The organism is Streptomyces sp. NPDC005791, assembly GCF_042871485.1.
Lineage (GTDB): Bacteria > Actinomycetota > Actinomycetes > Streptomycetales > Streptomycetaceae > Streptomyces.
This window is the reverse complement of record NZ_JBIAIP010000001.1, coordinates 672,284-692,990: the sequence shown is the minus strand read 5'-3', so window position 1 is coordinate 692,990 and position 20,707 is coordinate 672,284. Positions and strand designations below refer to the sequence as shown.

The following is a 20,707-nucleotide window of genomic DNA, read 5'->3' as shown; positions in this document are numbered from 1 at the left end:
GTGACCGCTACGGATGACGTTACCGAGAGCAAGATTCTTCTGGCGGAGTACGACCGCCTCAAGGAGGAACAGAAGACCCGCATTGGGTTCCGCGACAACCTGCTCTACTTCACGCTCGCCGCAGCCACCGCGATCGTGGCGATCACCGCCCAGAGCGGACAGCCCCAGCTACTGCTCTCCGTCCCCGCGATCTGTCTGATCCTGGGCTGGACCTACCTGGTCAACGACGAGAAGATCTCGGCGATCGGCCGCTACGTCCGTGACCGGCTGGGGCCACGCTTGGGAGAACTCACCTCCGCCCACAGCGCAGTGTTCGGCTGGGAGACCTACCACCGCAACGTTGCGGGCCGCACCGTGCGCAAGCGGCTTCAGACGGCGGTGGATCTGTTCGCCTACCTGGTTCTGCCCATGGTCTGCACGACCGCGTTCTGGTGCTCTCCTGTCATACAGCCCCTGCTCTTACTCGCGTCTCTTGGGCAAACACTCGCCTTGGCTGTACTGGGCTGGCAGTTCCTGCGCCGCAGGGAGCGCGCATAAAGTGGGTGTTCTCCCGACTGTGAGTGGAACCGGTCGGCCTGGAGGACTCCCTGACTGATGTGGAGCTGCTTCAGGACGCAGGCGGGCTGCACGGGCGCGAGTGCGCGATCGATACCCTCGCCGCCGCGCTCGCGCTCCACGTCTCGACCCTCGTGATCGTTTTGACCTCCGACCGTGACGACTGGTCGAGCTCTGCGGGAAGCGCGTGATCATCAGAGACGTGTGCGCACCGCCGACTGAGCACGGGGACGCCGCGCCGACGGGCCTCGTCGAACGCCTCGGGCGACCACGGCCACCAGTCGACGGGATGGTCGGCGTGCTGGAAGGAGGTAAGGGGAGGTGGTCTGCGCGAGTCGGTTGGCCATGCCTCAATCCTCGCGCATGCCCGGGTGCCACGAGGGCAACGGCCGGACGGGACGTGAGGACGGCCGGATCAGGCGCGCTGAGGGACGTGACGGCGTCGGCGTCGGCCGGGGCACGCCGGAGAGTGGGGACCCCGGCCGACGGGAACCCCGGGACGTCTGTGGGCTCCTACGCGGGCCGGGAGAGCGTGGACGGCTCCGTACGGCCCGCCCCGGACCCGGGTCTCTCCTCCGGGTCCCCCTCACCGGGCCACAGCGCCCACGCGCCGAGCAGCACCGCCACGACTCCCACGGCGAGCACGGCGGCCTTCACCCCGGCCGTGCCCGCGGCCCCGCCGCCGGCGGTCCGTCCGGCACCATCCGACCCGGCCCCCGGCCCTGCCGCCGACGCGCCCGCCGCGACACCGGCCGCCGCGCGGGCCTCCAGATAGGCCGGACCGCCGAACAGCAGCACCGCCGCGGGAAGGACCGTGCGCAGTCGGTGGTCGAGATCGGTCAGCTCACCGGCCGTCCTGCGGCACCGGCCGCACCGCTCCAGATGCCGGTCCAGGTGGGCGTCCGGGCGCGGACGGGACCTCCGTACGGCGGCCGCCAGCCGGTCACCGCACCGGCGGCACTCCTCGTCGGCGCTGCCCTGGCTCGCGTGGGCCGCGAGACAGGCCTCCTTGAGCCCCTCCCGGGCGCGGGCGGTCAGCGAGGCCACTCCGCCGGGTGTGAGGCCCAGCAGGACCCCCACCTCCGCCGCGGGTTCCTCCTCCACCACCACGTGCCACAGGACGGCACGCCACCGCTCGGGCAGCGACCGGAAGGCCACCGCCACGGTGCCGCCCTCCTCCGCGCGGACCACGTGTTCCTCGCCGTTCACCGGACCGGCTTGCTCGCGCCGGGCGGCGGCGTCCAGCCAGGCGCCGAACCCGGGAGCCAGATCGACCCGTCGGGAGCGTTCGGCCCAGTCGGCGGCGGTGTGGCGCACGACGGTCAGCAGATAGGGCCGCCATCCGTCGACCGGCCCCTTGCCGTCACGCACCGCCTGCACCGTGCGGGCGAACGCCTCCGAGGTGAGGTCCTCCGCGGTGTGCGGGTCGCGGCAGCAGGTCCGGGCGTACATCAGCACGGCGGACGCGTGCCGGCGGTAGAGCTCGGCGGTCGCACCGCCGTCGCCGTAGTCGCGTATCGCGGCCGTCAGCAGCGCGTCGGTCCGCTCGTCCCCGGCACCGGTCGACCGGTGCCGGCCCGGGGTGCCGTCCCCGCGCGTCCGGCCCGCATTGCCCCGTTCGGTCATGTCCAGCGCTCCGCATCCGTACGTCCTGTCCGGCGGGCAGTCTCGCAGACTCCCTGTCGCCGGGGCGCCGCAGCAAGGACACTGGACGGTCCACACAGCGGATCCGGCCGGGGTCGGGAACGAGGGGGATGTATGGGGATGCGGGACAGCCATCGTGCGGAAGCCGAACGGCTGTTGGTACGTGCCGTGGAGGAAGAGGCACGGCGGACGGGAGGCCGTACGGACACCGGCGCACTGCTGGCGCGTGCGCGGGGCGCACTCGACACCATGGCGGCGGGTGTCGCGGACGAATACGCCGCCTACACCCAGGCGTTGGACGCCGCCGGGGCCGGCCAACAGCCCCTGTCGGCACGTTTCAGCAGAGCGACGCTCGGAACACCGCTGCTGGTGACGGGAGTTGCCGCCGCAGCGGCCTTCGGCGCCGACCTGGCGCTCGGCACCGCGACCGGCCTCGCCCTGGGCGCCGGCGCGGTCGTCGCCGTGGCGGGGACGACCGCGACGGTGGCCCGGGTCACCGCCTCGCACTGGCCCGCCGCCCATCGCAGGGCGGGCGAACGCAACCAGCCCGGTGGCCCCGAACAGCTGCGGCTGGAGTGGCTGACGGCCTTGGAGGTACGGGGCATCCGCCCGTACCTCGACCAGCAGCGGATACTGACGGCTTCGGCCCGGCCGCCGAAGAAGTCGAGCGCGTCCGTGGTGGCGCAGCTGCGCGGCGGTGACCGCAGCGCGGCCGCCCGCACCCGGTCGGTCCTCGACCAGTCCTTCGGTCATCTGCCTGCCCCGGACGGCCCGTTCGCGGGCCGTCGCACCGAATTGGCGCAGATCACCCAGTGGGTGCACGCCGCCCGCGCCGCGACCGAGACCAGGCCGACCGTCGTCGTCCTGCACGGCCCCCCGGGCTCCGGGCGCACCATGCTCGCCGTACGGGCCGCGCACGCGCTCAAGGACCAGTTCCGCGGGGCGTGCGTGGTGGATCTGCGGGGCGATGTCGCCGGCGAGGCCCCGCTGCCGACCCGGGACGCCCTGCTGCACCTGCTGAACCGGCTGGGCGCACCGCGTGAGCAGTTGCTGTTCCGGGAGAGGTCATCCGCCCAGCAGCAGGTACGGCGGCTGGGCGAGCTCTACCACCAGCACCTGACGGGCACACCCGTCACGGTCGTCCTGGACGACGCCACCGACCCCGCCCAGGTCCGCACCCTCCTGCCCGAACGCTCCGACAGCCTGGTCCTCGTCACCTCACGCGAGCCCCTCGGCCTTCCCGCCGACATCCCCGCGCGGGTGCACCACCTGCCCGTCGGCGGCCTGGACGCGGCGGGCGCCGAGGAACTGCTGCGCGCATCGGCCGAGGACGAGCGCGACGGCCCGTACGACCACCCGTCGACCGACGCCGTCGTCGAGCTGTGCGGTGGCCTGCCGCTCGCCCTGCGCGTCGCGGGTTCCGCCCTCGGCGCCCGCACCCGGGCGGAGCTCGCGGAGGCCCTCGGGGCGTACGGTCCGGTCGCGCCCGTCGAGCGGGCCCTGTGGCTGCGCTACACCGACCAGCCCGACCCGGCGAGGCGGCTGCTGCGCCGGCTCGCCCTGGCCGGCCGCGCCAGCCTCGGGGCCGGCGCGGCGGCGTCGCTGCTGTCCTGTGACGAGCAGGAGGCCGGCCGTCTGCTGGAATCTCTGGCCCGGGCCGGGCTCCTGGTCCACGTGCGGGGCGCGCGCTACCGGCTGCACGACCTCGTACGGGAATTCGCGCTGGCCCGGCTGCTGGACGAGGAGCCGGCGGCCGACCGTACGGCCGCGCAGGAACGCCTCATCCAGAACTACGCGGAGCTCGCCGACGCGGTGATCCGCATGGTGGACGGCAAGATGTCCACCCGCGCCGGGCAGTTCGGCTCGCACGGCTTCAGCTCACTGGACGCCGCCCTGCGCTGGCTGGACGACGAGTCGAGCTTCATCACCTCGGCGCTGCGGCACGCGGAGGGCGTCGACCAGGGGGCGGTGCTGCATCTGCTGGGCGCCCTGTGCGACTACTGCCTGCTGCGCGGCGACCTCTACCGGCTCGGGGAGATCAGCGAGCTGACCCAGGCCGTCGACCAAGGGCTCCTGGAGCGGTCGGTCCAGTGGCGTACGGGGATCGCGGCCCGGCAGCTCGGTGAGCTCGACAAGGCCCGCACCACGCTGTCCTCGGTCGTCGGCCTCTACCGCGAGGCGCAGAACGACGCGGGCGCCGCCCTCGCCCTGTGCTCGCTCGGCATCACGCTGCACCACCAGGGCAATCTGACCGAGGCCTCGGCGCGGCTGCGGGAGGCGCTGGCCCTGCAGGCCTCACCGGAGCAGGCCGAGGACCGGGCCTGGTCCCTGCACGCCCTGGCCGCCGTCGAGCGGGACCGGGCCAATCCGTCCGAGGCCCTGACCCTGCTGGACACCGCGCTCGCCCTGCACCGCGAGGGCGAGTCCCTGCACGGCGAGGCCTGGTCCCACTTCCAGCTCGGCCAGGTCTGCCTGCGCCTCGGCGAGGTCGCCCGGGCCGAGGAGGAGCTGTCCACCGCGCTGGAGCTGTACGGCCGCACCCGGGACGAGCGCGGGGAGGCCTGGGCCCTGACCCAGCTGGCCCGCGCCCGCCTGCTCGACGGCGATCCCGCCCCGGCGGTGGAGGATCTGCGCGGCGCCCTCGCCAGGCACCGGGCCAACGAGGACGCCCGGGGCGAGGCGTGGACCCGGTACTACCTGGGGCAGGCGCTGGAGGAGGACGGCGACACCGACCAGGCGGTACGGGAGCTGGAGCGGGCCCGCACGATGTTCTCCCGCATGCGGGACGTGTACGGGCTGGCCTGCGCCCGCCACCACTCGGGCCGGGTCACCCGCGACCAGCGGGCCGCGCAGACGGGCAACCTGCGCAACTCCGGTTTCGCCCGGCAGCTCCTGGCCGACGCCCGGGCCGACTTCCGGCGGATCGGGGTGCCCCACGGCGAGGCGTGGACCTGCCTGGAGCTGGCCCTGGTCGACGGTGGGAACAACCGCGCGGCGCAGGCCCTGGAGCTCTGCGGCGAAGCGATCACCCTGTTCGCCTCGTACGGTGATGCCCGGGGCGGCGACTGGGCGGCGTTCCTGCGGTGCACACTGCTGCCGTACGCCTCCCCGGGCGGCAGCGAGGTGGGCACCGCGGTGGCCCAGCAGGAGATCGCGGACCTGCTGGAGGCCTCCCACCCGCTGCGGGACGCCGAGCTGGCGGACTGTGCGGAGTCCTTCCGGGTCGTCCTGAACCGCGGTGTGGACCTGGACGACGGCTGGCAGGCCTGGCGGCTCGGCCTGACGCCGTCCCGGCACGCCCGCGAGGTGATGGGGGTGCCGGTGGGCGTACGGCCCTGAGCGGGCCCGCGGCGGGGCGGGCCGGCTGCCCGGCCCCGTCGGTGTCAGCCCTTGCCCGGGGCGGTCGCCTTCGCCTCCGTGCCGGAGGCGGCGGCCTCCGCCTTCCCGTCGGTGCCCGCGGGCACCGCGGCCGGGTCGGGGGCCTCCTCGAAGTCGACCTTGCCCATGTGGCGGTTCATCGACTTCATCAGGAACCACACCCCGACGGCGAGTGCCGCGAAGACGAGGAAGCCGAGAACGCCGGGAGTCACCTTGTTCTCGTCGAGCTCCTTGGCGGCGAGCGGAACGAACTGCGTCAGTGCCTGGGTCGCGTACATATCAGGCATTGTCGCGGATGCCCGCGAAGAGGTCGCTCTCGGGGAGGGACGTAGCGACCAGAGACTTGGCCAGCTCGTACTCCTCGGTCGGCCAGACCTCCCGCTGGATGTCCATCGGCACGCGGAACCAGCCGCCGTCCGGATCGATCTGCGTGGCGTGCGCGATCAGCGCCTTGTCCCGGATCTCGAAGAAGTCATCGCACGGGATGTGCGTGGTCAGCGTGCGCTCGGCGCGCTCGAACTCCTTCCACCGCTCCAGCCATTCGCCGTACGGGGACTCCAGCCCACGGGCGAGGAGCGCCTCGTGCAGCGCGACCGTGCGGGGCTTGTTGAAGCCCTGGTTGTAGTAGAGCTTCTGCGGCTGGAAGGCCGGGCCGAACTCCGCCTCGGGGTACCTCTCGGTGTCCGCGGCGCCCTCGAACGCGATCATCGAGATCGTGTGCGTCTTGATGTGGTCGGGGTGCGGGTACCCGCCGTTCTCGTCGTACGTGGTGATCACCTGCGGCCGGAACGCACGGATCTTCGCGACGAGACGTCCCGCCGCAGTCTCGTCGTCCTCCAGCGCGAAGCAGCCCTCCGGCAGCGGCGGCAGCGGGTCACCCTCGGGCAGACCCGAGTCGACGAAGCCGAGCCACTCCTGCTGGACTCCCAGGATCTCCCGGGCCTCGTCCATCTCCTTCTTGCGCACCTCGTGGATGTTCGCCTCGATGTACGCGTCCCCCTGGAGCTTCGGATTGAGGATGGATCCCCGCTCGCCCCCCGTGCAGGTGACGACCAGGACGTCCACCCCCTCGGACACGTACTTGGCCATGGTGGCCGCGCCCTTGCTCGACTCGTCGTCGGGGTGGGCGTGAACGGCCATCAGTCGCAGCTGCTCGGTCAAGACTCGGTCCTCAGTGATTCGTCGCAGTGGTCGGCTTCTATAGTGACTGAACCGGGGGGTGGAAAATTCCTCGAACCCCGGTACGGGAGGAACGATCATGGCAGCGGTTCGCGAGGCCTTGCCCGAAGGGCGCTACGGCCGGTCGCAGGATCAGCGGGCGGACCGCGGGCTGAGGATCACCGGCTCCGTGCTGGGCGTGGCCTTCCTCGCCATGATCGGCTGGTTCGGCTACGACTACGTGTCCGGCCAGGACGTCAGCGCCGAGCTCATCAAGTCCAGGATCGTCTCCGACAGCCGCGCCGAGGCACACCTCGAGGTCCGCAAGGAGCCGGACGCCGAAGGACACTGCACGCTCCGCGCCCTGAGCGAGGACGGCGGAGAGGTCGGCCGGGCGGACTTCCGCTTCGACGAGCGCTCCGGGCGGATCGACGAGGTCGTCACCCTGCGCACCACCTCCAGGGCGACGGCCGTGGAGCTCAAGGGGTGCGCGGCGGGGAGCTGACCGCGCCGGGGGCGCGCGCCGCCCCTGATACCGACGCTCTCGGGCTGACCTGCCCGGACGCGCGTGTGAGGTTTTACCTTCTCCCCCTTTTCGCGCGGAATTGTTAGGCTCGTTGTTTCGCCCACCCGTGGCAGCGCATGCTTGGGGTAGGGCGTTGCTTTGTATTCCCAGCACCGACGAGGAGCACCCTGTGACCCAGACCAGCGATAACGTCACCTGGCTCACGCCGGAGGCGTACAACCAGCTGAAGGCAGAGCTGGAGTACCTGTCTGGTCCCGCGCGCACGGAGATCTCCGTCAAGATCGCGGCGGCCCGCGAGGAAGGTGACCTCCGCGAGAACGGCGGCTACCACGCGGCCAAGGAGGAGCAGGGCAAGATGGAGCTCCGGGTCCGTCAGCTGACCCAGCTCCTGGAGCACGCGAAGGTCGGCGAAGCCCCCGCCGACGACGGCGTGGTCGAGCCCGGCATGGTCGTGACGATCGCCTTCGACGGCGACCCGGACGACACGGTCACCTTCCTGCTCGCCTCCCGTGAGTACGCGAGCACCGACATCGAGACCTACTCGCCCCAGTCCCCGCTCGGCATGGGCGTGAACGGCAAGCGGATGGGCGAGGACGCGGAGTACGAGCTGCCGAACGGCAAGAAGGCCACGGTGAAGATCGTCTCGGCGAAGCCCTACCAGGGCTGAGCCCCACACACACGTACGGAGCCCCGGCCGCCCTCGCGGCCGGGGCTCCGTCGTGTCCGGGGGCGGGCGGTGGCCTCAGCGGGCCAGCAGGTCCACGATCGCCGACGTGATCTCGTCGGGAGCCTCCTCGGCCATGAAGTGCCCCGACCGGGTCAGCCGGTGGTCGAGGTCCGGCGCCCACGCCTTCCACACCCCGGCGGCGTCGTAGCCCAGCCGCGCGCCCCAGTCCTGCTGGACGACCGTCACGGGCATCGCCAGCTGCGAACCGGCGTCCAGATCCGCCTGGTCGTGCGTGACGTCGACGCCCGCCGAGGCCCGGTAGTCCGCGACGATCGACGTCACCGCCGCGGCGCTCGCCCGCAGGTACTCGGCACGCACCTCCTGCGGCATGGCGGCCGGGTCGGCGGCCCAGGCGTCGAGGAACGAGCCGAAGAACATGTCCGCACTGTTGGCGATCATCGTCTCCGGCAGGCCGGGCGGTTGCGCCATGAGGAAGAGGTGGTAGCCGACCGCCGCCGGGGCGCCGTGCAGGACGTTCCACATGTCGAGCGTCGGCACGACGTCGAGGATGCCCAGGTGCGTGACGGTCTCGGGGTGGTCGAGCCCGGCGCGGAAGGCGACCAGGGCGCCCCGGTCGTGGCCGACGAGGGCGAAGCGCTCGTGGCCGAGCGCCGCCGCCAGAGCGACGACGTCGGCGGCCATGGTGCGCTTGGCGTAGACCTCGGGCCCGGTGGCGGCCGGCCTGTCGCTGGCGCCGTAGCCCCGCAGGTCGGGGCAGATCACCGTGTGCGCGCCGGCGAGCCGCTCGGCGACGTGCCGCCACATCAGGTGGGTCTGGGGGAAGCCGTGCAACAGCACGACCGGGCTGCCGCTGCCGCCGACGGCGGCAGCCAGCTCCACACCGTCCTCGCCGGGCAGGCGGAAATGATCGAAACCGGGAAGGGTGAGCGCCATGAGGACCGTCCTAGCGGGTCGGGGGCTGACCCGGTCAGCCTGGGCGACGGCGATCAGCAGCCGATCAGTACGAGGCGGCGCTGCCGGTTCCCGGCACGGAGGATGGGGGCATGCGAATCGACGTACTCGGCGCCGTGCGGGCCTTCCACGACGACGGCAGTCCGGTCGGCCTGGGCGGGCCCCGCCATCGCGAGGTACTCGCCCGGCTCGTGGCCGCCGAAGGACGGATGGTCACCACCGACACCCTCGTCGACGACCTGTGGACCGACCCGCCGGCCCGCGCGGTGGGTGCTCTGCGCACGTTCGTCGCCGCCCTGCGCCGCGCCCTCGAACCCGACCGGCCGCCCCGCGATCCACCGTGCGTGCTCGTCACCGAAGGCCCCGGCTACGCGCTGCGCCTGCCGCGCGAGGACGTGGATGTCCACCGCTTCCAGGACACCCTGGCCCGTGCCCGGCGCCACCCCGACGCGGTGACCGGCCTCGGCACGGAACTCGCGGCCTGGCGCGGACCCGCCTACGCCGATGTGACCGGCTCCGAGTGGGCGCGGCGCGAGCGGGCCCGGCTGGAGGAGCTGCGGCTCGAAGGGGTGGAACTGCACGCCCGCGTCCTCCTCGACTCCGGGGAAGACGCCGGCCTCGTCGCCGAGCTGGGCGCCCACGTCGCCGAGCACCCGTGGCGTGAGCCGGCCTGGGGACTGCTCGCCCGCGCGCTCCACCGCGCGGGCCGCCAGGCCGACGCGCTCGCCACCCTCCGCCGCGCCCGCGCGATGCTCGTCGACCGGCTCGGCCTCGACCCGGGTGCCGGCCTCCAACGCCTGGAGACGGACATCCTCAACGGCTACGTGCCCGCCGAAGGAGCACGTACCGCGTGGACCGGTCCTGGTGTCCGACTCGGCCCGCGCACCACCGTGGATCTGGCCCGCACCCTCGCACTGGCGGGCGGCGACGCCCTCGTCCACTCGCGGCGCGACCGCCTCGCCGCCGTACGGGCCGCGGAACGCACCGGAGACCCCGCCCTGACCGCCCGGATCATCGGCGCCTACGACGTACCCGCCCTCTGGAGCCGGGCCGACGACCCCGAGCAGTGCCGCGCCGTCGTCGCGACCGCCGAGCGCACGCTCACCGCGCTCGGCCCCGACGGTCCGGCCGACCTGGTGGCCCGCCTCCTGGCCACGGTCGCCGTCGAGAGCCGCAGCGCCGATGCGTCCGCAACCGAGCTGACCCGCGCCGAGCAGGCGGCACGGCAGGCCGAGGCGCTGGCACGGGACCTGGGCGATCCCGCCCTGCTGGCGTTCGCTCTCGACGGGGTGTTCCTGCAGTCCTTCGCCCGCCCCGGGCTCGCGACGGTACGGGACGGGATCGGCGCCGAGATCCTCGGTCTGGCCGCCCGGCACGAGCTTCCGCACTTCGCCGTACTCGGCCGGCTCATCCGCCTGCAGTCCGCCTCGGCCCTCGGCGACCTCGACGCCGCCGCCTCGCACGCCGAGGCCGCCGAACAGCTCGCCGCCACCACCGAGGCGCCCCTCGTCCCCGTCCTCACCGGGTGGTTCAGGGCCCGGGCCACGGCCGCCCGCAGCACTCAACAGGGCGGACCGACCGCCGCCACGGCCGCCGCGCACTACCGCGCCGCCGAGGACGCCCTCCGGACGGCCGGAATGCCGGGGCTGCACCGTGGCCTGTTCCCCCTCGCCCTCCTGGGGCTGCGCCTGCTGCACGACCGGCCCACGCCCACCGACCCGCACCTCGACTGGGGACCGTACCGACCCTGGGCGCGCCCTCTCGTCCTGCTCGCCCAGGACCGGACCGAGGACGCCCGCGCCGCCCTCGCCGCCGTGCCGGAACCACCGCCCGACCACATGCAGGAGGCCCTGTGGTCCCTGACCGCCCGCGCCGCCGCACACCTGGGCGAACGCGCGACGGCCGCACGGGCCGTGGCTGCCCTGCGCGATGCCCGTAGTGAACACGCGGGCGCCGCCAGCGGGTTGCTGACCCTGGGCCCGGTGGCGCGCTACCTGGCGGAGGCGGAGGCCTGCGCGGGAGCAGGGTGAGCGGGGCCGACGGGCCCTTGGGAGGACCCCGTCACGAGCGGGCCCCCGGCTTAGCGTCCGGCTCCCGGTCCGGGGCAAGGGTCCATGAGATGTGCCGGACGACGGCACGGACGGGCGTCATACCCGGCTCCTGGACCAGTAGTTGGCGACCGCGCGGCCGTCACCCCGCCGCCTGGCGGTACTTACGGACCGCCAGTGTCCGGAAGACGACGAGGATCAGCACCGACCAGATCACCGAGGCCAGGATCGGGTGCCGCATCGGCCAGGCGTCCGGTGTCACGAAGCCCGGCGGCAGGTTGCCGAACAGCTCACGGCAGGCCTGCACGGTGGCGCTGAAGGGGTTCCACTCCGCGATGTGGCGCAGGAACGTCGGCATCTGGTTGGCGTCCACGAAGGCGTTCGAGATGAACGTCAGCGGGAAGAGCCAGATCAGCCCGCCGGACGTGGCCGCCTCGGGCGTGCGCACGACGAGCCCGATCAGGGCGCCGATCCAGGAGAAGGCGTGCCCGAGCAGGAGCAGCAGCAGGAAGCCGAGCAGCACCTTGCCGATGTTCTCGTGGACCCGCCAGCCGACGATGAGCGCGACGCCCGCGAGCACGACGAGTGTGAGCGCGGTCTGGACGAGGTCGGCGAGGGTACGTCCGGTCAGGACGGCGCCCCTGGCCATCGGGAGGGACCTGAACCGGTCGATGAGCCCCTTGTGCATGTCGTCGGCGATACCCGCGCCGGCGCCCGCGGTGGCGAAGGTGACGGTCTGCGCGAAGATGCCCGCCATGAGGAACTCGCGGTAGGCCTGCGGGGAGATGGACCCGCCGACCTTGATGGAACCGCCGAAGACGTAGGTGAACAGCACCACGAACATGATCGGCTGGACCAGGCCGAAGATGACCATCTCCGGGATGCGGGCCATACGGATCAGATTGCGCTTGGCGACGACCAGTGAGTCGGTGACGGACTGGGCGATGCCGCTTCGCAGCCTGATCGGTGCGAGCTTCGGGGTGCCCGTGGTGGCGGTCACTTCCCGTCCTCCTTCCGGCCGTCCGCGGCCTTGTCCGATGAGGTCTCGCCGCTCTTCTCCTGCTCCGCGGCGTGGCCGGTGAGCGAGATGAAGACGTCGTCGAGGGTGGGGCGGCGCAGGCCGATGTCGTCGATCTCCACGCCGTGGGTGTCGAGGTCACGGATGACCTCGGCGAGCAGTTTGGCCCCGCCGGTGACCGGGACGGTCAGCTTGCGGGTGTGTTCGGCGACGGAGATCTCCCCCTTGCCGTACGTGGCGAGCACCGACCGGGCGGGGTCGATCTGGTCGGGCTGGTGGACGACGACCTCGACGCGTTCGCCGCCGGTGCGGGCCTTGAGCTGGTCGGAGGTGCCGCGGGCGATGACCTTGCCGTGGTCGATGACGCAGATGTCGTGGGCCAGGTGGTCGGCCTCCTCCAGGTACTGCGTGGTCAGCAGCAGCGTCGTACCGCCCGCGACGAGGTCCTGGATGACCTCCCACAGCTGCTGACGGTTCCGCGGGTCGAGCCCGGTCGTGGGCTCGTCCATGAACATCACCGGCGGGGACACGACGAGCGCGGCCGCCAGGTCGAGTCGGCGGCGCATGCCCCCGGAGTACGTCTTCGCGGTGCGGTCGGCCGCGTCGGCGAGGTTGAACCGCTCCAGGAGTTCCCCCGCCCGCTTCTTCGCATCGCGTGAACTCATCTGGTAGAGCTGCCCGACCATCTGGAGGTTCTCACGGCCGGTGAGGTATTCGTCGACGGCGGCGAACTGGCCGGAGAGGCCGATCGAGCGGCGCACCTCGTTCGGATGCTTCAGTACGTCGATGCCCGCCACGACGGCCCGCCCGCTGTCGGGCCGCAGCAGTGTGGTCAGGACCCGCACGGCCGTCGTCTTGCCGGCGCCGTTGGGCCCCAGCAGGCCGAGGACGGTGCCTTCGGGTACGTCGAGATCGACGCCGCCCAGTGCTCGTACATCGCCGAAGGTCTTCACCAGGCCTTCGGCGTAGATGGCGCCTGGCATACGGAACTCCCCCAGTTGCTGTCGGTGCATTCCAGACCGGATCGTAGGGTCACCGGCCCTCGGAGGCCGGGAACACCGGCATGTTCGGCGATGCAAGGTAACGCGATGCATCGCGACCGACAACTGGTTTGCCGCGGAAGGGGCCGGTGCTCAGACCCGCACCAGGTAACCGGCGTCCCGCAGCACCGCGGCGACCTCCTCGCAGTGCTCCGGCCCCTTGGTCTCCAGGTGGAGTTCCACTTCCGCCTCGGTGAGTCCGAGCCGCGGGTCGGTCCGCACGTGGCTGATGTCGAGCACGTTGGCGTCGGCGACGGTCAGGGTGGTGAGCAGCGCGGCCAGCGCGCCCGGCCGGTCGGTGAGGCGGAGCCGCAGGCTCAGGTAGCGGCCCGCCGCGACCATGCCGTGCGTCAGGACGCGCTGCATCAGCAGGGGGTCCACATTGCCTCCCGACAGCACGGCGACGACGGGTCCACGGAACGACTCCGGGTCGCTCAGCAGCGCCGCGACGGGGCTCGCCCCAGCCGGTTCGACGACCATCTTGGCGCGTTCCAGGCACAGCAGCAGCGCGCTGGAGAGTTCGTCCTCGGAGACGGTACGGACCTCGTCCACCAGCTCCTGAATCAGCGGGAACGTGAGGTCGCCGGGCCGTCCCACCTTGATCCCGTCTGCCATGGTCTGCACCGAGCCGAGCGCCACCGGGTGCCCGGCGGAGAGTGAGGGCGGGAAGGCGGCCGCGCCCGCCGCCTGGACGCCGACGATCCTGACGTCGGGGCGCAGCGCCTTCACCGCGACGGCGATCCCCGCGGCGAGACCGCCGCCTCCGATGCCGACGACGATCGTGCGGACCTCAGGGCACTGTTCGAGGATCTCCAGGCCCACGGTGCCCTGCCCCGCGATGATGTCCGGGTGGTCGAAGGGGTGGATGAAGACGGCGCCGGTCTCCTCGGCGTACGCCTGTGCGGCGGCGAGCGTCTCGTCCACCACCTGCCCGTGCAGCCGGACCTCGGCCCCGTACTCCCGGGTCGCGGCGACCTTCGGCAGGGGCGCGCCGACGGGCATGAAGACCGTGGAACGTACGCCGAGCAGCGAGGAGGCCAGTGCTACACCCTGCGCATGGTTTCCGGCACTCGCGGCCACCACTCCGGCCGCGCGTTCGACGGGGGTGAGGCCGGAGATCCGTACGTACGCGCCACGCAGTTTGAACGACCCGGTGCGCTGGAGGTTCTCGCACTTGAGGTGGACCGGTGCTCCGACGAGGGAGCTGAGGTGGCGGCTGCCCTCCATCCCGGTCGTTCTGGCGACCCCGGACAGCATCTTCTGCGCCCCTCGGACGTCGTCGAGGAGCAGCGGAGGAAAGGGGCCTGACGTACGGAAGGTCATGACCGCAAGTCTTGCAGCTCGGAGCGGACGGGGCCGTCGCATCTCATGGCGGCCTGCGGTGGTGTCCACAGGTTTGTGCAGGGCTGGCACACGTTGCCCCGTGGCCGCGTACTCTGTCCCCCACCCATCCGACACCGCACGAAGAGAGCCCCCGGCCATGCCCCCACAGGACATGACGACTGATGCGTCTCCCACCGGGGGCGCGGCCCCCGGACATGGAACGGACCACCTGCTCGACTCTCTCCAGCACCAGGTGGCCGTCTTCGCCCGCCGTGCCGAGCAGACCCGCCTCGGCGGGGTCGGCCAGGTCCGCAACTCGATGGACCGGGCGGCCTATCTGCTGCTCAACCGGCTCGACGTGGAAGGCCCCATGGGCGTCAAGGCGCTGGCCGCGGGCATGGGGATCGACTCCTCGACCGTGACCCGGCAGGTCGCGCCGCTCGTCGACACCGGCCTCGTCAAGCGGACCTCGCACCCGGAGGACGGGCGTGCCGTCGTGCTGCAGCTGTCGCCGCGCGGCCAGGCCCGTCTGGACGAGGTCCGTGCCTCGCGGCGTGAGCTGATGTCCCAGGTGACCGAGGGGTGGACCGAGGAGGAGCGCGACACCTTCTGCGCCCTGCTGACCCGGTTCAACGGTTCGCTGGCGGCCCGGCAGGCGGCGCACCAGCCGGCGCAGGAGAACTGACCGGCTTCTTCTCCCGGGCTGTCCGTCCGGTCGTCCGGATCTACGCTGGAAGGGCCTGCACGCGCGAGTCGAGGAGGCCGTCATGACACGGAAGATCGCCGACTGCCGTAGGTATCCGAGTGTCTCGAACTGCTCGCTCACCATCTCCGGTGAGGAGGACGAAGTCGTCCGGGCCGCCGCCGAACACGCGGTCTCGGTCCATGAGCACACGGACAGCCCGGAGATGCGGGAGCAGATCCGGGCCTCGCTGGAGGACGAGAAGGTCGCCGCCTGACGCGGTTCGAGCCCTCCGGCGGCCGGGCTCCCGCCCGGCCGCCGGAGGGCTCGGCTGTCAGCCGAGGGCCTGCGTCAGGTCGGCCAGCAGGTCGTCGGCGTTCTCGATGCCGACGGACAGCCGGACCAGGTCGGCAGGCACCTCCAGCAGGGAACCGGCGGTGGACGCGTGCGTCATCCGGCCCGGGTGCTCGATCAGCGACTCGACGCCGCCGAGCGACTCCCCGAGCGTGAAGAGCTTCGCGCGGTTGCAGACCTCGACCGCCGCCTCCTCGCCGCCCGCGACCCGGAACGACACCATTCCGCCGAACGCCTTCATCTGCTTGGCGGCGACCTCATGGCCCGGGTGGTCCGGCAGCCCCGGGTACAGGACCTGGGTCACCCCGCGGTGCCGGGTCAGCAGGTCGGCGACCTTGGTGGCGTTGGCGTCGTGGCGGTCCATACGGACCGCGAGGGTCTTGATGCCGCGCATCACCAGCCACGCGTCGAACGGCCCGGCCACGGCGCCCATGGCGTTCTGGTGGTACGCCAGTTCCTCGGCCAGCTCCGGGTCGCCGGTGACGAGCGCGCCGCCGACGACGTCCGAGTGTCCGCCCATGTACTTCGTCGTGGAGTGCACCACGACGTCGGCGCCGAGCGAGAGCGGCTGCTGCAGGTAGGGGCTGGCGAAGGTGTTGTCGACGACGAGGCGCACGCCCGCCTGCCGGGCCACCCCGGCGACGGCCGCGATGTCGGTGATGCCGAGCAACGGGTTCGACGGCGTCTCCACCCAGATCGCCTTGGTGCGCGGGGTGAGGGCCGCCCGGACCGCGCTCACGTCCGAGGTGTCGGCGACCGAGAACTCCACGCCCCAACGGGAGGCGACCTTCGCGAACAGCCGGAAGGTTCCGCCGTAGGCGTCGTTCGGGATGACCACGTGGTCCCCGGGCGTCAGCAGCGTACGCAGGAGGCAGTCCTCCGCGGCCAGGCCCGACGCGAAGGCGAGCCCGCGGCGGCCGCCCTCCAGTGCCGCCAGGTTCTCCTCCAGTGCGGTGCGGGTGGGGTTGGCGCTGCGGCTGTACTCGTAGCCGCCGCGCAGTCCGCCGACGCCGTCCTGCTTGTACGTGGACACCTGGTAGATCGGCGGGACCACCGCGCCGGTGAGGGGATCCGCCGTGTTGCCGGCGTGGATCGCAAGGGTCTCGAAGCTGTGCTGGTCGCTCATGGGGCCCGAGCGTAGTTCGTCGGACGGGAAGTCACGGGCCACTCGCCGCCCGGTTACCCGTCCGGGGACAATGGACCGCATGGACATTCTGTGGTTCCTGCTCGCCCTGTGCATGCTCGTCGCCGTCGTCGGCCCGATCATGCTGCGGCGCCGTGGCGGTATCCGCCAGGTCGCACCCGGCTCGCCCGACGCCGCCGACCCGGACACCTACGGCTTCGCGCGTCAGGAGGAGCTGGACGTCCGGATGCCCGGACCCGACCAGGACCTCCTCGACGTCCTCGACGTCGTCCAGGGCACCCGGAACTGGCGGGCCGCCTCCCAGCTGCTCGCGGGGACACCGAAGGAGAGCGAGATCCGCTGGCAGCGGGTGCAGGCGTTCGCCGGTGCGGCGTCCCTGGAGCTGGCCCAGCGCCCCGGCGTCGGCGGGTCGTGGCTGAGGGAGTGGCGCGCCGAGGCACCGAAGGACGCGGGCGCGGCGGCGGTGCACGCGGAGTTCCTGGTGCAGCAGGCGTGGCGCACCGGCACCGTGGGCACCGACGACTTCCGGATCATCCTGGAGGAGGCCCGTACGGTCTGCGGCGAGGCGGCCCTGCTGGCTCCGGGCGACCCCGTCCCGTACATCGTGGAGCTGGCCGTCGCCCGTGGACTGGGCTACTCCCACGAGGAGTTCGACCAGCTCTGGGCGAAGATCATCGACCGTGCCCCCGCGCACATGGGCGCGCACATCGCGGCCCTGCACTTCTGGTGCGAGAAGTGGCACGGCTCCCGCGAGGAGGCCGAACGCTTCGCGACGACGGCCGCCGCCCGCGCCCCGCAGGGCTCGCTGCTCGCCGCTCTGCCGCTGTTCGCGGTGTACGAGCACCTGCCCGAGGTCAATCTGGTGCAGGGCTTCTACCGGGGGGTCGTCGTGACGAAGGCGGTCGAGGGGGCGATGTTCGCGGTGCACGCGGCGCGCGGGGACGACCCGATGCTCGCCCATGTCCGGCACCTGCTGGTCCTCTTCCTCGTCCGTATGGAACGCTGGTCGGAGGCCATGCGGCAGCTCGTCCACATCGACGGCCACGTGGGCGCGCTGCCCTGGACCCAGAACCCGGACCCGGCCGCCGAGTACACGGTGTACCGGGCGCTGGCCGTCGCCGGGTACGAGGCGAACGGCGGCAGCCCCGCCACGCTGCTCCACTGACCTCCGTTCACCCGCCCCCTTTCCGGATTGGACCGGCACACCCATGGCACGACTGATCCCGCTGATCCTGATCGCCCTCGCCGTCTGGTTCTGGCTGCGGGCGCGCAGGAAGACGGCCGCGTACATGGCCTCGTACGAGAACCCGGCCCCCCGGGACCGTGACGGAGGCGGCGACGCGCGGCGCGATCCCCCGGCTCCCGGGACGACCTGAGCCCGGAATCGACGGCGCCCCCGCCGCGTTGTACGGAGCGAACCCCGACCCCCGGAGGAGCCCCCGCATGTTCCTGACCCACCGCACCCCGCAGCTCCCCACCCCGGAGGAGGCCCTGCGCGGCCGCCCCACCCCCACGTTCACGGTGCCCTCCCGCCACACGGTCCTCGGCAACCCACTGACCGGCCCGTACCCGCAGGGCCTGGAGGTCGCCGACTTCGCGCTGGGCTGTTTCTGGGGCGCCGAGCGCAAGTTCTGGCAGACGGAGGGCGTCTGGACGACGCTCGTCGGCTACCAGGGCGGCTACACCGAGAACCCGTCGTACGAGGAGACCTGCTCGGGCCTGACCGGCCACACCGAGGCGGTCCGCGTGGTCTTCGACCCGAAGGTCGTGAGCTACGCCGACCTGCTGAAGCTCTTCTGGGAGTCCCACAACCCGACCCAGGGCTTCCGCCAGGGCAACGACGTGGGTACGCAGTACCGCTCGGCGCTCTCCCCCCACTCACCCGAGCAGGCGGAGGCCGCGGAGGCGTCCCGCGAGGCGTACCAGCAGGTGCTGACGGGCGCGGGCTTCGGCACGATCACCACGGAGATCCTCCCGGCGGAGGGCCGCACCTTCTGGCCGGCGGAGGCGTACCACCAGCAGTACCTCGACAAGAACCCCGACGGTTACTGCGGCATCGGCGGTACGGGCGCCACGCTGGAGTCCCCCTCCGAGACGAACTGGGGCCGCGCCTGCCCGACGGGCATCGCCCCGGCCCCCGGCGTGTGAGCGGAACCACCGCGGTCCGACGTGGGCCCCGCTTCCCCGGCTGCTGTCCGGGGGCGGGGCCCACGTCGTCCACCGTCGCCCTGCTGCCGGTGCGCTCAGGCGGCCAGCCGTACCTCGCCCAACGAGGCCCGGGCGGGAGACGTACGCGAGGGCGTGCTGCGGGCGAGCTCCCGGTGGGCCAGGGACAGTACGTCGGCCAGCCCGAGCCCCAACGAGCGCGCCGCCGCGGCCAGCACCTCGGAGGAGGCCTCCTTGCGGCCTCGCTCGACCTCGGAGAGGTACGGCACGGAGATCCGTGCGGCATCGGCCACGTCCTTGAGCGTGCGCTCCTGGGCGAGGCGCTCGCGACGCAGGACGTCTCCGACGACGTCCCGCCAGAGGGGCTCCCTGGCGGCGGGGGCGGGACGCAGGGGAATGACGCGGGTGTGGTCCGGCGCGTGGCTGCTCATCGTCCAAGCGTAGGAACGAAGCGCCCGGCGCGGGAGGGGAAACCCTTCCGCGCCGGGCGGATCTGCTGTCGGCAGAACGGGGTTGCCCGGGTCCCCGGCCGCCCCAGGCCCTGATGAGGCTGGGTCAGATCAGGCCCTGTGCCAGCATCGCGTCCGCGACGAGCTCGAAGCCCGCGATGTTCGCGCCCACCACGTAGTTGCCGGGGCTGCCGTACTTCTCGGCCGTGGTGTGGCACGAGTCGTGGATGTGACGCATGATCTGCGCCAGGCGCTCCTCCGTGTGGGCGAAGGTCCAGGAGTCGCGCGAGGCGTTCTGCTGCATCTCCAGGGCGCTGGTGGCCACTCCGCCGGCGTTGGCCGCCTTGCCGGGCGCGAAGGCGACACCCGCCTTCTGGAGGACCTGGACGGCGCCGGGGGTGGTGGGCATGTTGGCGCCCTCGGCGACCGCCTTCACCCCGTTGCGTACGAGGGCGAGGGCGTCGGCCTCGTGGAGTTCGTTCTGGGTGGCGCAGGGCAGCGCCACGTCGACGGGGACGTTCCAGACGCCCGCGCCCTCGACGTACCGCACCTGGTCGCCGCGCCGCTCGGCGTACTCGGAGATCCGGCCGCGGCCCGTCTCCTTGATCTCCTTGAGCAGCTCGAGGTCGATGCCCTTCTCGTCCACGACGTAGCCGCCCGAGTCGGAGCACGTCACGACGGTCGCGCCGAGCTGCTGGGCCTTCTCGACGGCGTAGATGGCCACGTTGCCGGAGCCGGACACCGCGACGCGCTGGCCGTCGAGGGACTCGCCGCGCACACGCAGCATCTCGGCGGTGAACAGGACGCAGCCGTAACCGGTCGCCTCGGTGCGCGCCTGGGCGCCTCCCCAGCCGAGGCCCTTCCCGGTGAGCACACCGGACTCGTAGCGGTTGGTGATCCGCTTGTACTGGCCGAAGAGGTAGCCGATCTCCCGGCCGCCGACGCCGATGTCACCGGCGGGGACGTCGGTGTACTCGCCCAGGTGGCGGTGGAGCTCGGTCATGAACGACTGGCAGAAGCGCATGACTTCGGCGTCGGAGCGGCCCTTGGGGTCGAAGTCCGCGCCGCCCTTGCCGCCGCCGATCGGCATGCCGGTGAGGGCGTTCTTGAAGATCTGCTCGAAGCCGAGGAACTTGACGATGCCGAGGTTGACCGAGGGGTGGAAGCGCAGCCCGCCCTTGTACGGGCCGAGCGAGCTGGAGAATTCGACGCGGAAGCCGCGGTTGACGTGGATGTCGCCGGCGTCGTCCGACCACGGCACGCGGAAGATGAGCTGACGCTCGGGCTCACAGACGCGCTCGATGATGCGGGCGTCGACGAACTCCGGGCGCTGCGCCAGCACGGGGCCCAGGGTTTCGAGGACCTCGCGCACCGCCTGGTGGAACTCGCCCTCGCCCTGGTTGCGCCGCAGGATCTCCGCGTAGAGCGGCTCGATGACGCGGTTCTCGGCGGTGCGCGGGGTGAAGGAGTCGGAGCTGGCCGGCATCTGATCAAGACCTTCCGTGGATGGGATCGTGCGCGTCGGCGCTCCCTGTCCCTGGAGGCGCCACCGGCCGTTGGGGACCGTTGCACCCCGCAAGTCT

General features: G+C 72.3%; 20 protein-coding genes and 2 pseudogenes. 11 read left to right on the top strand and 11 right to left on the bottom strand.

Translation table 11 applies throughout. From position 1 onward, the window contains the following. Together ACFYSH_RS03385 and ACFYSH_RS03380 are read left to right on the top strand one after the other, a co-directional pair. Complete coding sequence (locus ACFYSH_RS03385) at positions 1–537, top strand: hypothetical protein (protein WP_388750663.1); 537 nt, start codon at positions 1–3, stop codon at positions 535–537. Continuing rightward, a pseudogene (locus ACFYSH_RS03380) lies at positions 528–760 on the top strand (DNA-binding protein); the annotation flags it as partial. The gene ACFYSH_RS03385 and the pseudogene ACFYSH_RS03380, both read left to right, overlap by 10 nt. Before the next feature lie 15 nt (positions 761–775). Here the strand turns inward: ACFYSH_RS03380 and ACFYSH_RS03375 are convergent. Together ACFYSH_RS03375 and ACFYSH_RS03370 are read right to left on the bottom strand one after the other, a co-directional pair. After that, a pseudogene (locus ACFYSH_RS03375) lies at positions 776–902 on the bottom strand (DUF255 domain-containing protein); the annotation flags it as partial. 166 nt (positions 903–1,068) lie between these two features. Then, positions 1,069–2,181: a sigma-70 family RNA polymerase sigma factor gene (locus ACFYSH_RS03370; RefSeq protein WP_359467010.1), complete on the bottom strand. Its 1,113-nt coding sequence runs from the start codon at positions 2,179–2,181 to the stop codon at positions 1,069–1,071. Positions 2,182–2,319: 138 nt separating this feature from the next. Here ACFYSH_RS03370 and ACFYSH_RS03365 point away from each other — a divergent pair, with 138 nt between their 5' ends. Beyond that, positions 2,320–5,538: a tetratricopeptide repeat protein gene (locus ACFYSH_RS03365; RefSeq protein ID WP_388750660.1), complete on the top strand. Its 3,219-nt coding sequence runs from the start codon at positions 2,320–2,322 to the stop codon at positions 5,536–5,538. A 44-nt stretch (positions 5,539–5,582) separates the two neighbouring features. Here ACFYSH_RS03365 and ACFYSH_RS03360 read toward each other — a convergent pair whose 3' ends face one another. Both ACFYSH_RS03360 and mca read right to left on the bottom strand, forming a co-directional pair. Further along, entirely contained in the window at positions 5,583–5,855 is a 273-nt protein-coding gene (locus tag ACFYSH_RS03360; RefSeq protein ID WP_359467016.1) for a hypothetical protein, read from the bottom strand. A 1-nt stretch (position 5,856) separates the two neighbouring features. Further along, on the bottom strand, positions 5,857–6,738 hold the full coding sequence (gene mca, locus ACFYSH_RS03355) for a mycothiol conjugate amidase Mca (RefSeq protein ID WP_359467019.1): 882 nt from the start codon (positions 6,736–6,738) through the stop codon (positions 5,857–5,859). A gap of 97 nt (positions 6,739–6,835) precedes the next feature. Here mca and ACFYSH_RS03350 point away from each other — a divergent pair, with 97 nt between their 5' ends. Further along, positions 6,836–7,240 (top strand): DUF4307 domain-containing protein, encoded by a 405-nt coding sequence (locus ACFYSH_RS03350; protein WP_359467022.1) that lies wholly within the window; start codon positions 6,836–6,838, stop codon positions 7,238–7,240. Between the two features lie 190 nt (positions 7,241–7,430). Beyond that, complete coding sequence (greA, locus tag ACFYSH_RS03345; RefSeq protein WP_359467024.1) at positions 7,431–7,928, top strand: transcription elongation factor GreA; 498 nt, start codon at positions 7,431–7,433, stop codon at positions 7,926–7,928. Positions 7,929–8,003: 75 nt separating this feature from the next. Here greA and ACFYSH_RS03340 read toward each other — a convergent pair whose 3' ends face one another. Next, complete coding sequence (locus tag ACFYSH_RS03340; RefSeq protein WP_359467027.1) at positions 8,004–8,882, bottom strand: alpha/beta hydrolase; 879 nt, start codon at positions 8,880–8,882, stop codon at positions 8,004–8,006. A gap of 110 nt (positions 8,883–8,992) precedes the next feature. On the opposite strand from ACFYSH_RS03340, the gene ACFYSH_RS03335 reads away from it, so the two are divergent. Further along, positions 8,993–10,930, top strand: a complete 1,938-nt coding sequence (locus ACFYSH_RS03335) for a BTAD domain-containing putative transcriptional regulator (protein ID WP_388750655.1) — start codon at positions 8,993–8,995, stop codon at positions 10,928–10,930. A 160-nt stretch (positions 10,931–11,090) separates the two neighbouring features. Here ACFYSH_RS03335 and ACFYSH_RS03330 read toward each other — a convergent pair whose 3' ends face one another. The 3 genes from ACFYSH_RS03330 to ilvA all read right to left on the bottom strand — a co-directional run bounded on the left by ACFYSH_RS03330 (position 11,091) and on the right by ilvA (position 14,329). After that, positions 11,091–11,948: an ABC transporter permease gene (locus tag ACFYSH_RS03330; RefSeq protein ID WP_388750652.1), complete on the bottom strand. Its 858-nt coding sequence runs from the start codon at positions 11,946–11,948 to the stop codon at positions 11,091–11,093. Further along, positions 11,945–12,949, bottom strand: a complete 1,005-nt coding sequence (locus ACFYSH_RS03325) for an ATP-binding cassette domain-containing protein (RefSeq protein ID WP_388750650.1) — start codon at positions 12,947–12,949, stop codon at positions 11,945–11,947. The genes ACFYSH_RS03330 and ACFYSH_RS03325 overlap by 4 nt, the downstream gene beginning before the upstream one ends. A 150-nt stretch (positions 12,950–13,099) precedes the next feature. Next, positions 13,100–14,329 carry a threonine ammonia-lyase gene (gene ilvA, locus ACFYSH_RS03320; protein ID WP_388750647.1) on the bottom strand — a complete coding sequence of 410 codons (1,230 nt, stop codon included), beginning with the start codon at positions 14,327–14,329 and terminating at the stop codon, positions 13,100–13,102. 157 nt (positions 14,330–14,486) lie between these two features. Here ilvA and ACFYSH_RS03315 point away from each other — a divergent pair, with 157 nt between their 5' ends. Both ACFYSH_RS03315 and ACFYSH_RS03310 read left to right on the top strand, forming a co-directional pair. Next, the gene (locus ACFYSH_RS03315; protein ID WP_359467040.1) at positions 14,487–15,014 is read left to right on the top strand and encodes a MarR family transcriptional regulator; all 528 of its coding nucleotides are present in this window, start codon (positions 14,487–14,489) and stop codon (positions 15,012–15,014) included. A gap of 82 nt (positions 15,015–15,096) precedes the next feature. Then, on the top strand, positions 15,097–15,288 hold the full coding sequence (locus ACFYSH_RS03310; RefSeq protein ID WP_031092876.1) for a DUF1059 domain-containing protein: 192 nt from the start codon (positions 15,097–15,099) through the stop codon (positions 15,286–15,288). A 57-nt stretch (positions 15,289–15,345) separates the two neighbouring features. Here the strand turns inward: ACFYSH_RS03310 and ACFYSH_RS03305 are convergent, their stop codons facing one another. Continuing rightward, a complete protein-coding gene (locus tag ACFYSH_RS03305) occupies positions 15,346–16,491 on the bottom strand; it encodes a cystathionine gamma-synthase (protein ID WP_359467044.1) in 1,146 nt (381 codons plus the stop codon). 79 nt (positions 16,492–16,570) lie between these two features. On the opposite strand from ACFYSH_RS03305, the gene ACFYSH_RS03300 reads away from it, so the two are divergent. The 3 genes from ACFYSH_RS03300 to msrA all read left to right on the top strand — a co-directional run bounded on the left by ACFYSH_RS03300 (position 16,571) and on the right by msrA (position 18,657). After that, the gene (locus ACFYSH_RS03300; protein WP_359467046.1) at positions 16,571–17,674 is read left to right on the top strand and encodes a hypothetical protein; all 1,104 of its coding nucleotides are present in this window, start codon (positions 16,571–16,573) and stop codon (positions 17,672–17,674) included. Positions 17,675–17,717: 43 nt separating this feature from the next. Further along, the gene (locus tag ACFYSH_RS03295; protein WP_359467048.1) at positions 17,718–17,885 is read left to right on the top strand and encodes a hypothetical protein; all 168 of its coding nucleotides are present in this window, start codon (positions 17,718–17,720) and stop codon (positions 17,883–17,885) included. Between the two features lie 67 nt (positions 17,886–17,952). Beyond that, positions 17,953–18,657: a peptide-methionine (S)-S-oxide reductase MsrA gene (gene msrA, locus ACFYSH_RS03290; protein WP_388750642.1), complete on the top strand. Its 705-nt coding sequence runs from the start codon at positions 17,953–17,955 to the stop codon at positions 18,655–18,657. Between the two features lie 95 nt (positions 18,658–18,752). Here msrA and ACFYSH_RS03285 read toward each other — a convergent pair whose 3' ends face one another. Together ACFYSH_RS03285 and gdhA are read right to left on the bottom strand one after the other, a co-directional pair. After that, positions 18,753–19,106 carry a helix-turn-helix domain-containing protein gene (locus ACFYSH_RS03285; protein WP_388750639.1) on the bottom strand — a complete coding sequence of 118 codons (354 nt, stop codon included), beginning with the start codon at positions 19,104–19,106 and terminating at the stop codon, positions 18,753–18,755. A 124-nt stretch (positions 19,107–19,230) separates the two neighbouring features. After that, positions 19,231–20,610 (bottom strand): NADP-specific glutamate dehydrogenase, encoded by a 1,380-nt coding sequence (gene gdhA / locus ACFYSH_RS03280; protein WP_359467056.1) that lies wholly within the window; start codon positions 20,608–20,610, stop codon positions 19,231–19,233. Positions 20,611–20,707: the final 97 nt, after the last annotated feature.

Bases quoted from the DNA above. Each gene is read 5' to 3' on its own strand.
- ACFYSH_RS03335 (WP_388750655.1), top strand. From the start codon at position 8,993: ATGCGAATCGACGTACTCGGCGCCGTGCGGGCCTTCCACGACGACGGC.
- ACFYSH_RS03300 (WP_359467046.1), top strand. From the start codon at position 16,571: ATGGACATTCTGTGGTTCCTGCTCGCCCTGTGCATGCTCGTCGCCGTC.
- ACFYSH_RS03360 (WP_359467016.1), bottom strand. From the start codon at position 5,855: ATGTACGCGACCCAGGCACTGACGCAGTTCGTTCCGCTCGCCGCCAAG.
- ilvA (WP_388750647.1), bottom strand. From the start codon at position 14,329: ATGACCTTCCGTACGTCAGGCCCCTTTCCTCCGCTGCTCCTCGACGAC.
- ACFYSH_RS03340 (WP_359467027.1), bottom strand. From the start codon at position 8,882: ATGGCGCTCACCCTTCCCGGTTTCGATCATTTCCGCCTGCCCGGCGAG.
- gdhA (WP_359467056.1), bottom strand. From the start codon at position 20,610: ATGCCGGCCAGCTCCGACTCCTTCACCCCGCGCACCGCCGAGAACCGC.
- ACFYSH_RS03310 (WP_031092876.1), top strand. From the start codon at position 15,097: ATGACACGGAAGATCGCCGACTGCCGTAGGTATCCGAGTGTCTCGAAC.
- ACFYSH_RS03295 (WP_359467048.1), top strand. From the start codon at position 17,718: ATGGCACGACTGATCCCGCTGATCCTGATCGCCCTCGCCGTCTGGTTC.
- ACFYSH_RS03365 (WP_388750660.1), top strand. From the start codon at position 2,320: ATGCGGGACAGCCATCGTGCGGAAGCCGAACGGCTGTTGGTACGTGCC.
- ACFYSH_RS03350 (WP_359467022.1), top strand. From the start codon at position 6,836: ATGGCAGCGGTTCGCGAGGCCTTGCCCGAAGGGCGCTACGGCCGGTCG.
- ACFYSH_RS03315 (WP_359467040.1), top strand. From the start codon at position 14,487: ATGCCCCCACAGGACATGACGACTGATGCGTCTCCCACCGGGGGCGCG.
- ACFYSH_RS03370 (WP_359467010.1), bottom strand. From the start codon at position 2,181: ATGACCGAACGGGGCAATGCGGGCCGGACGCGCGGGGACGGCACCCCG.
- ACFYSH_RS03305 (WP_359467044.1), bottom strand. From the start codon at position 16,491: ATGAGCGACCAGCACAGCTTCGAGACCCTTGCGATCCACGCCGGCAAC.
- ACFYSH_RS03325 (WP_388750650.1), bottom strand. From the start codon at position 12,949: ATGCCAGGCGCCATCTACGCCGAAGGCCTGGTGAAGACCTTCGGCGAT.
- msrA (WP_388750642.1), top strand. From the start codon at position 17,953: ATGTTCCTGACCCACCGCACCCCGCAGCTCCCCACCCCGGAGGAGGCC.
- ACFYSH_RS03285 (WP_388750639.1), bottom strand. From the start codon at position 19,106: ATGAGCAGCCACGCGCCGGACCACACCCGCGTCATTCCCCTGCGTCCC.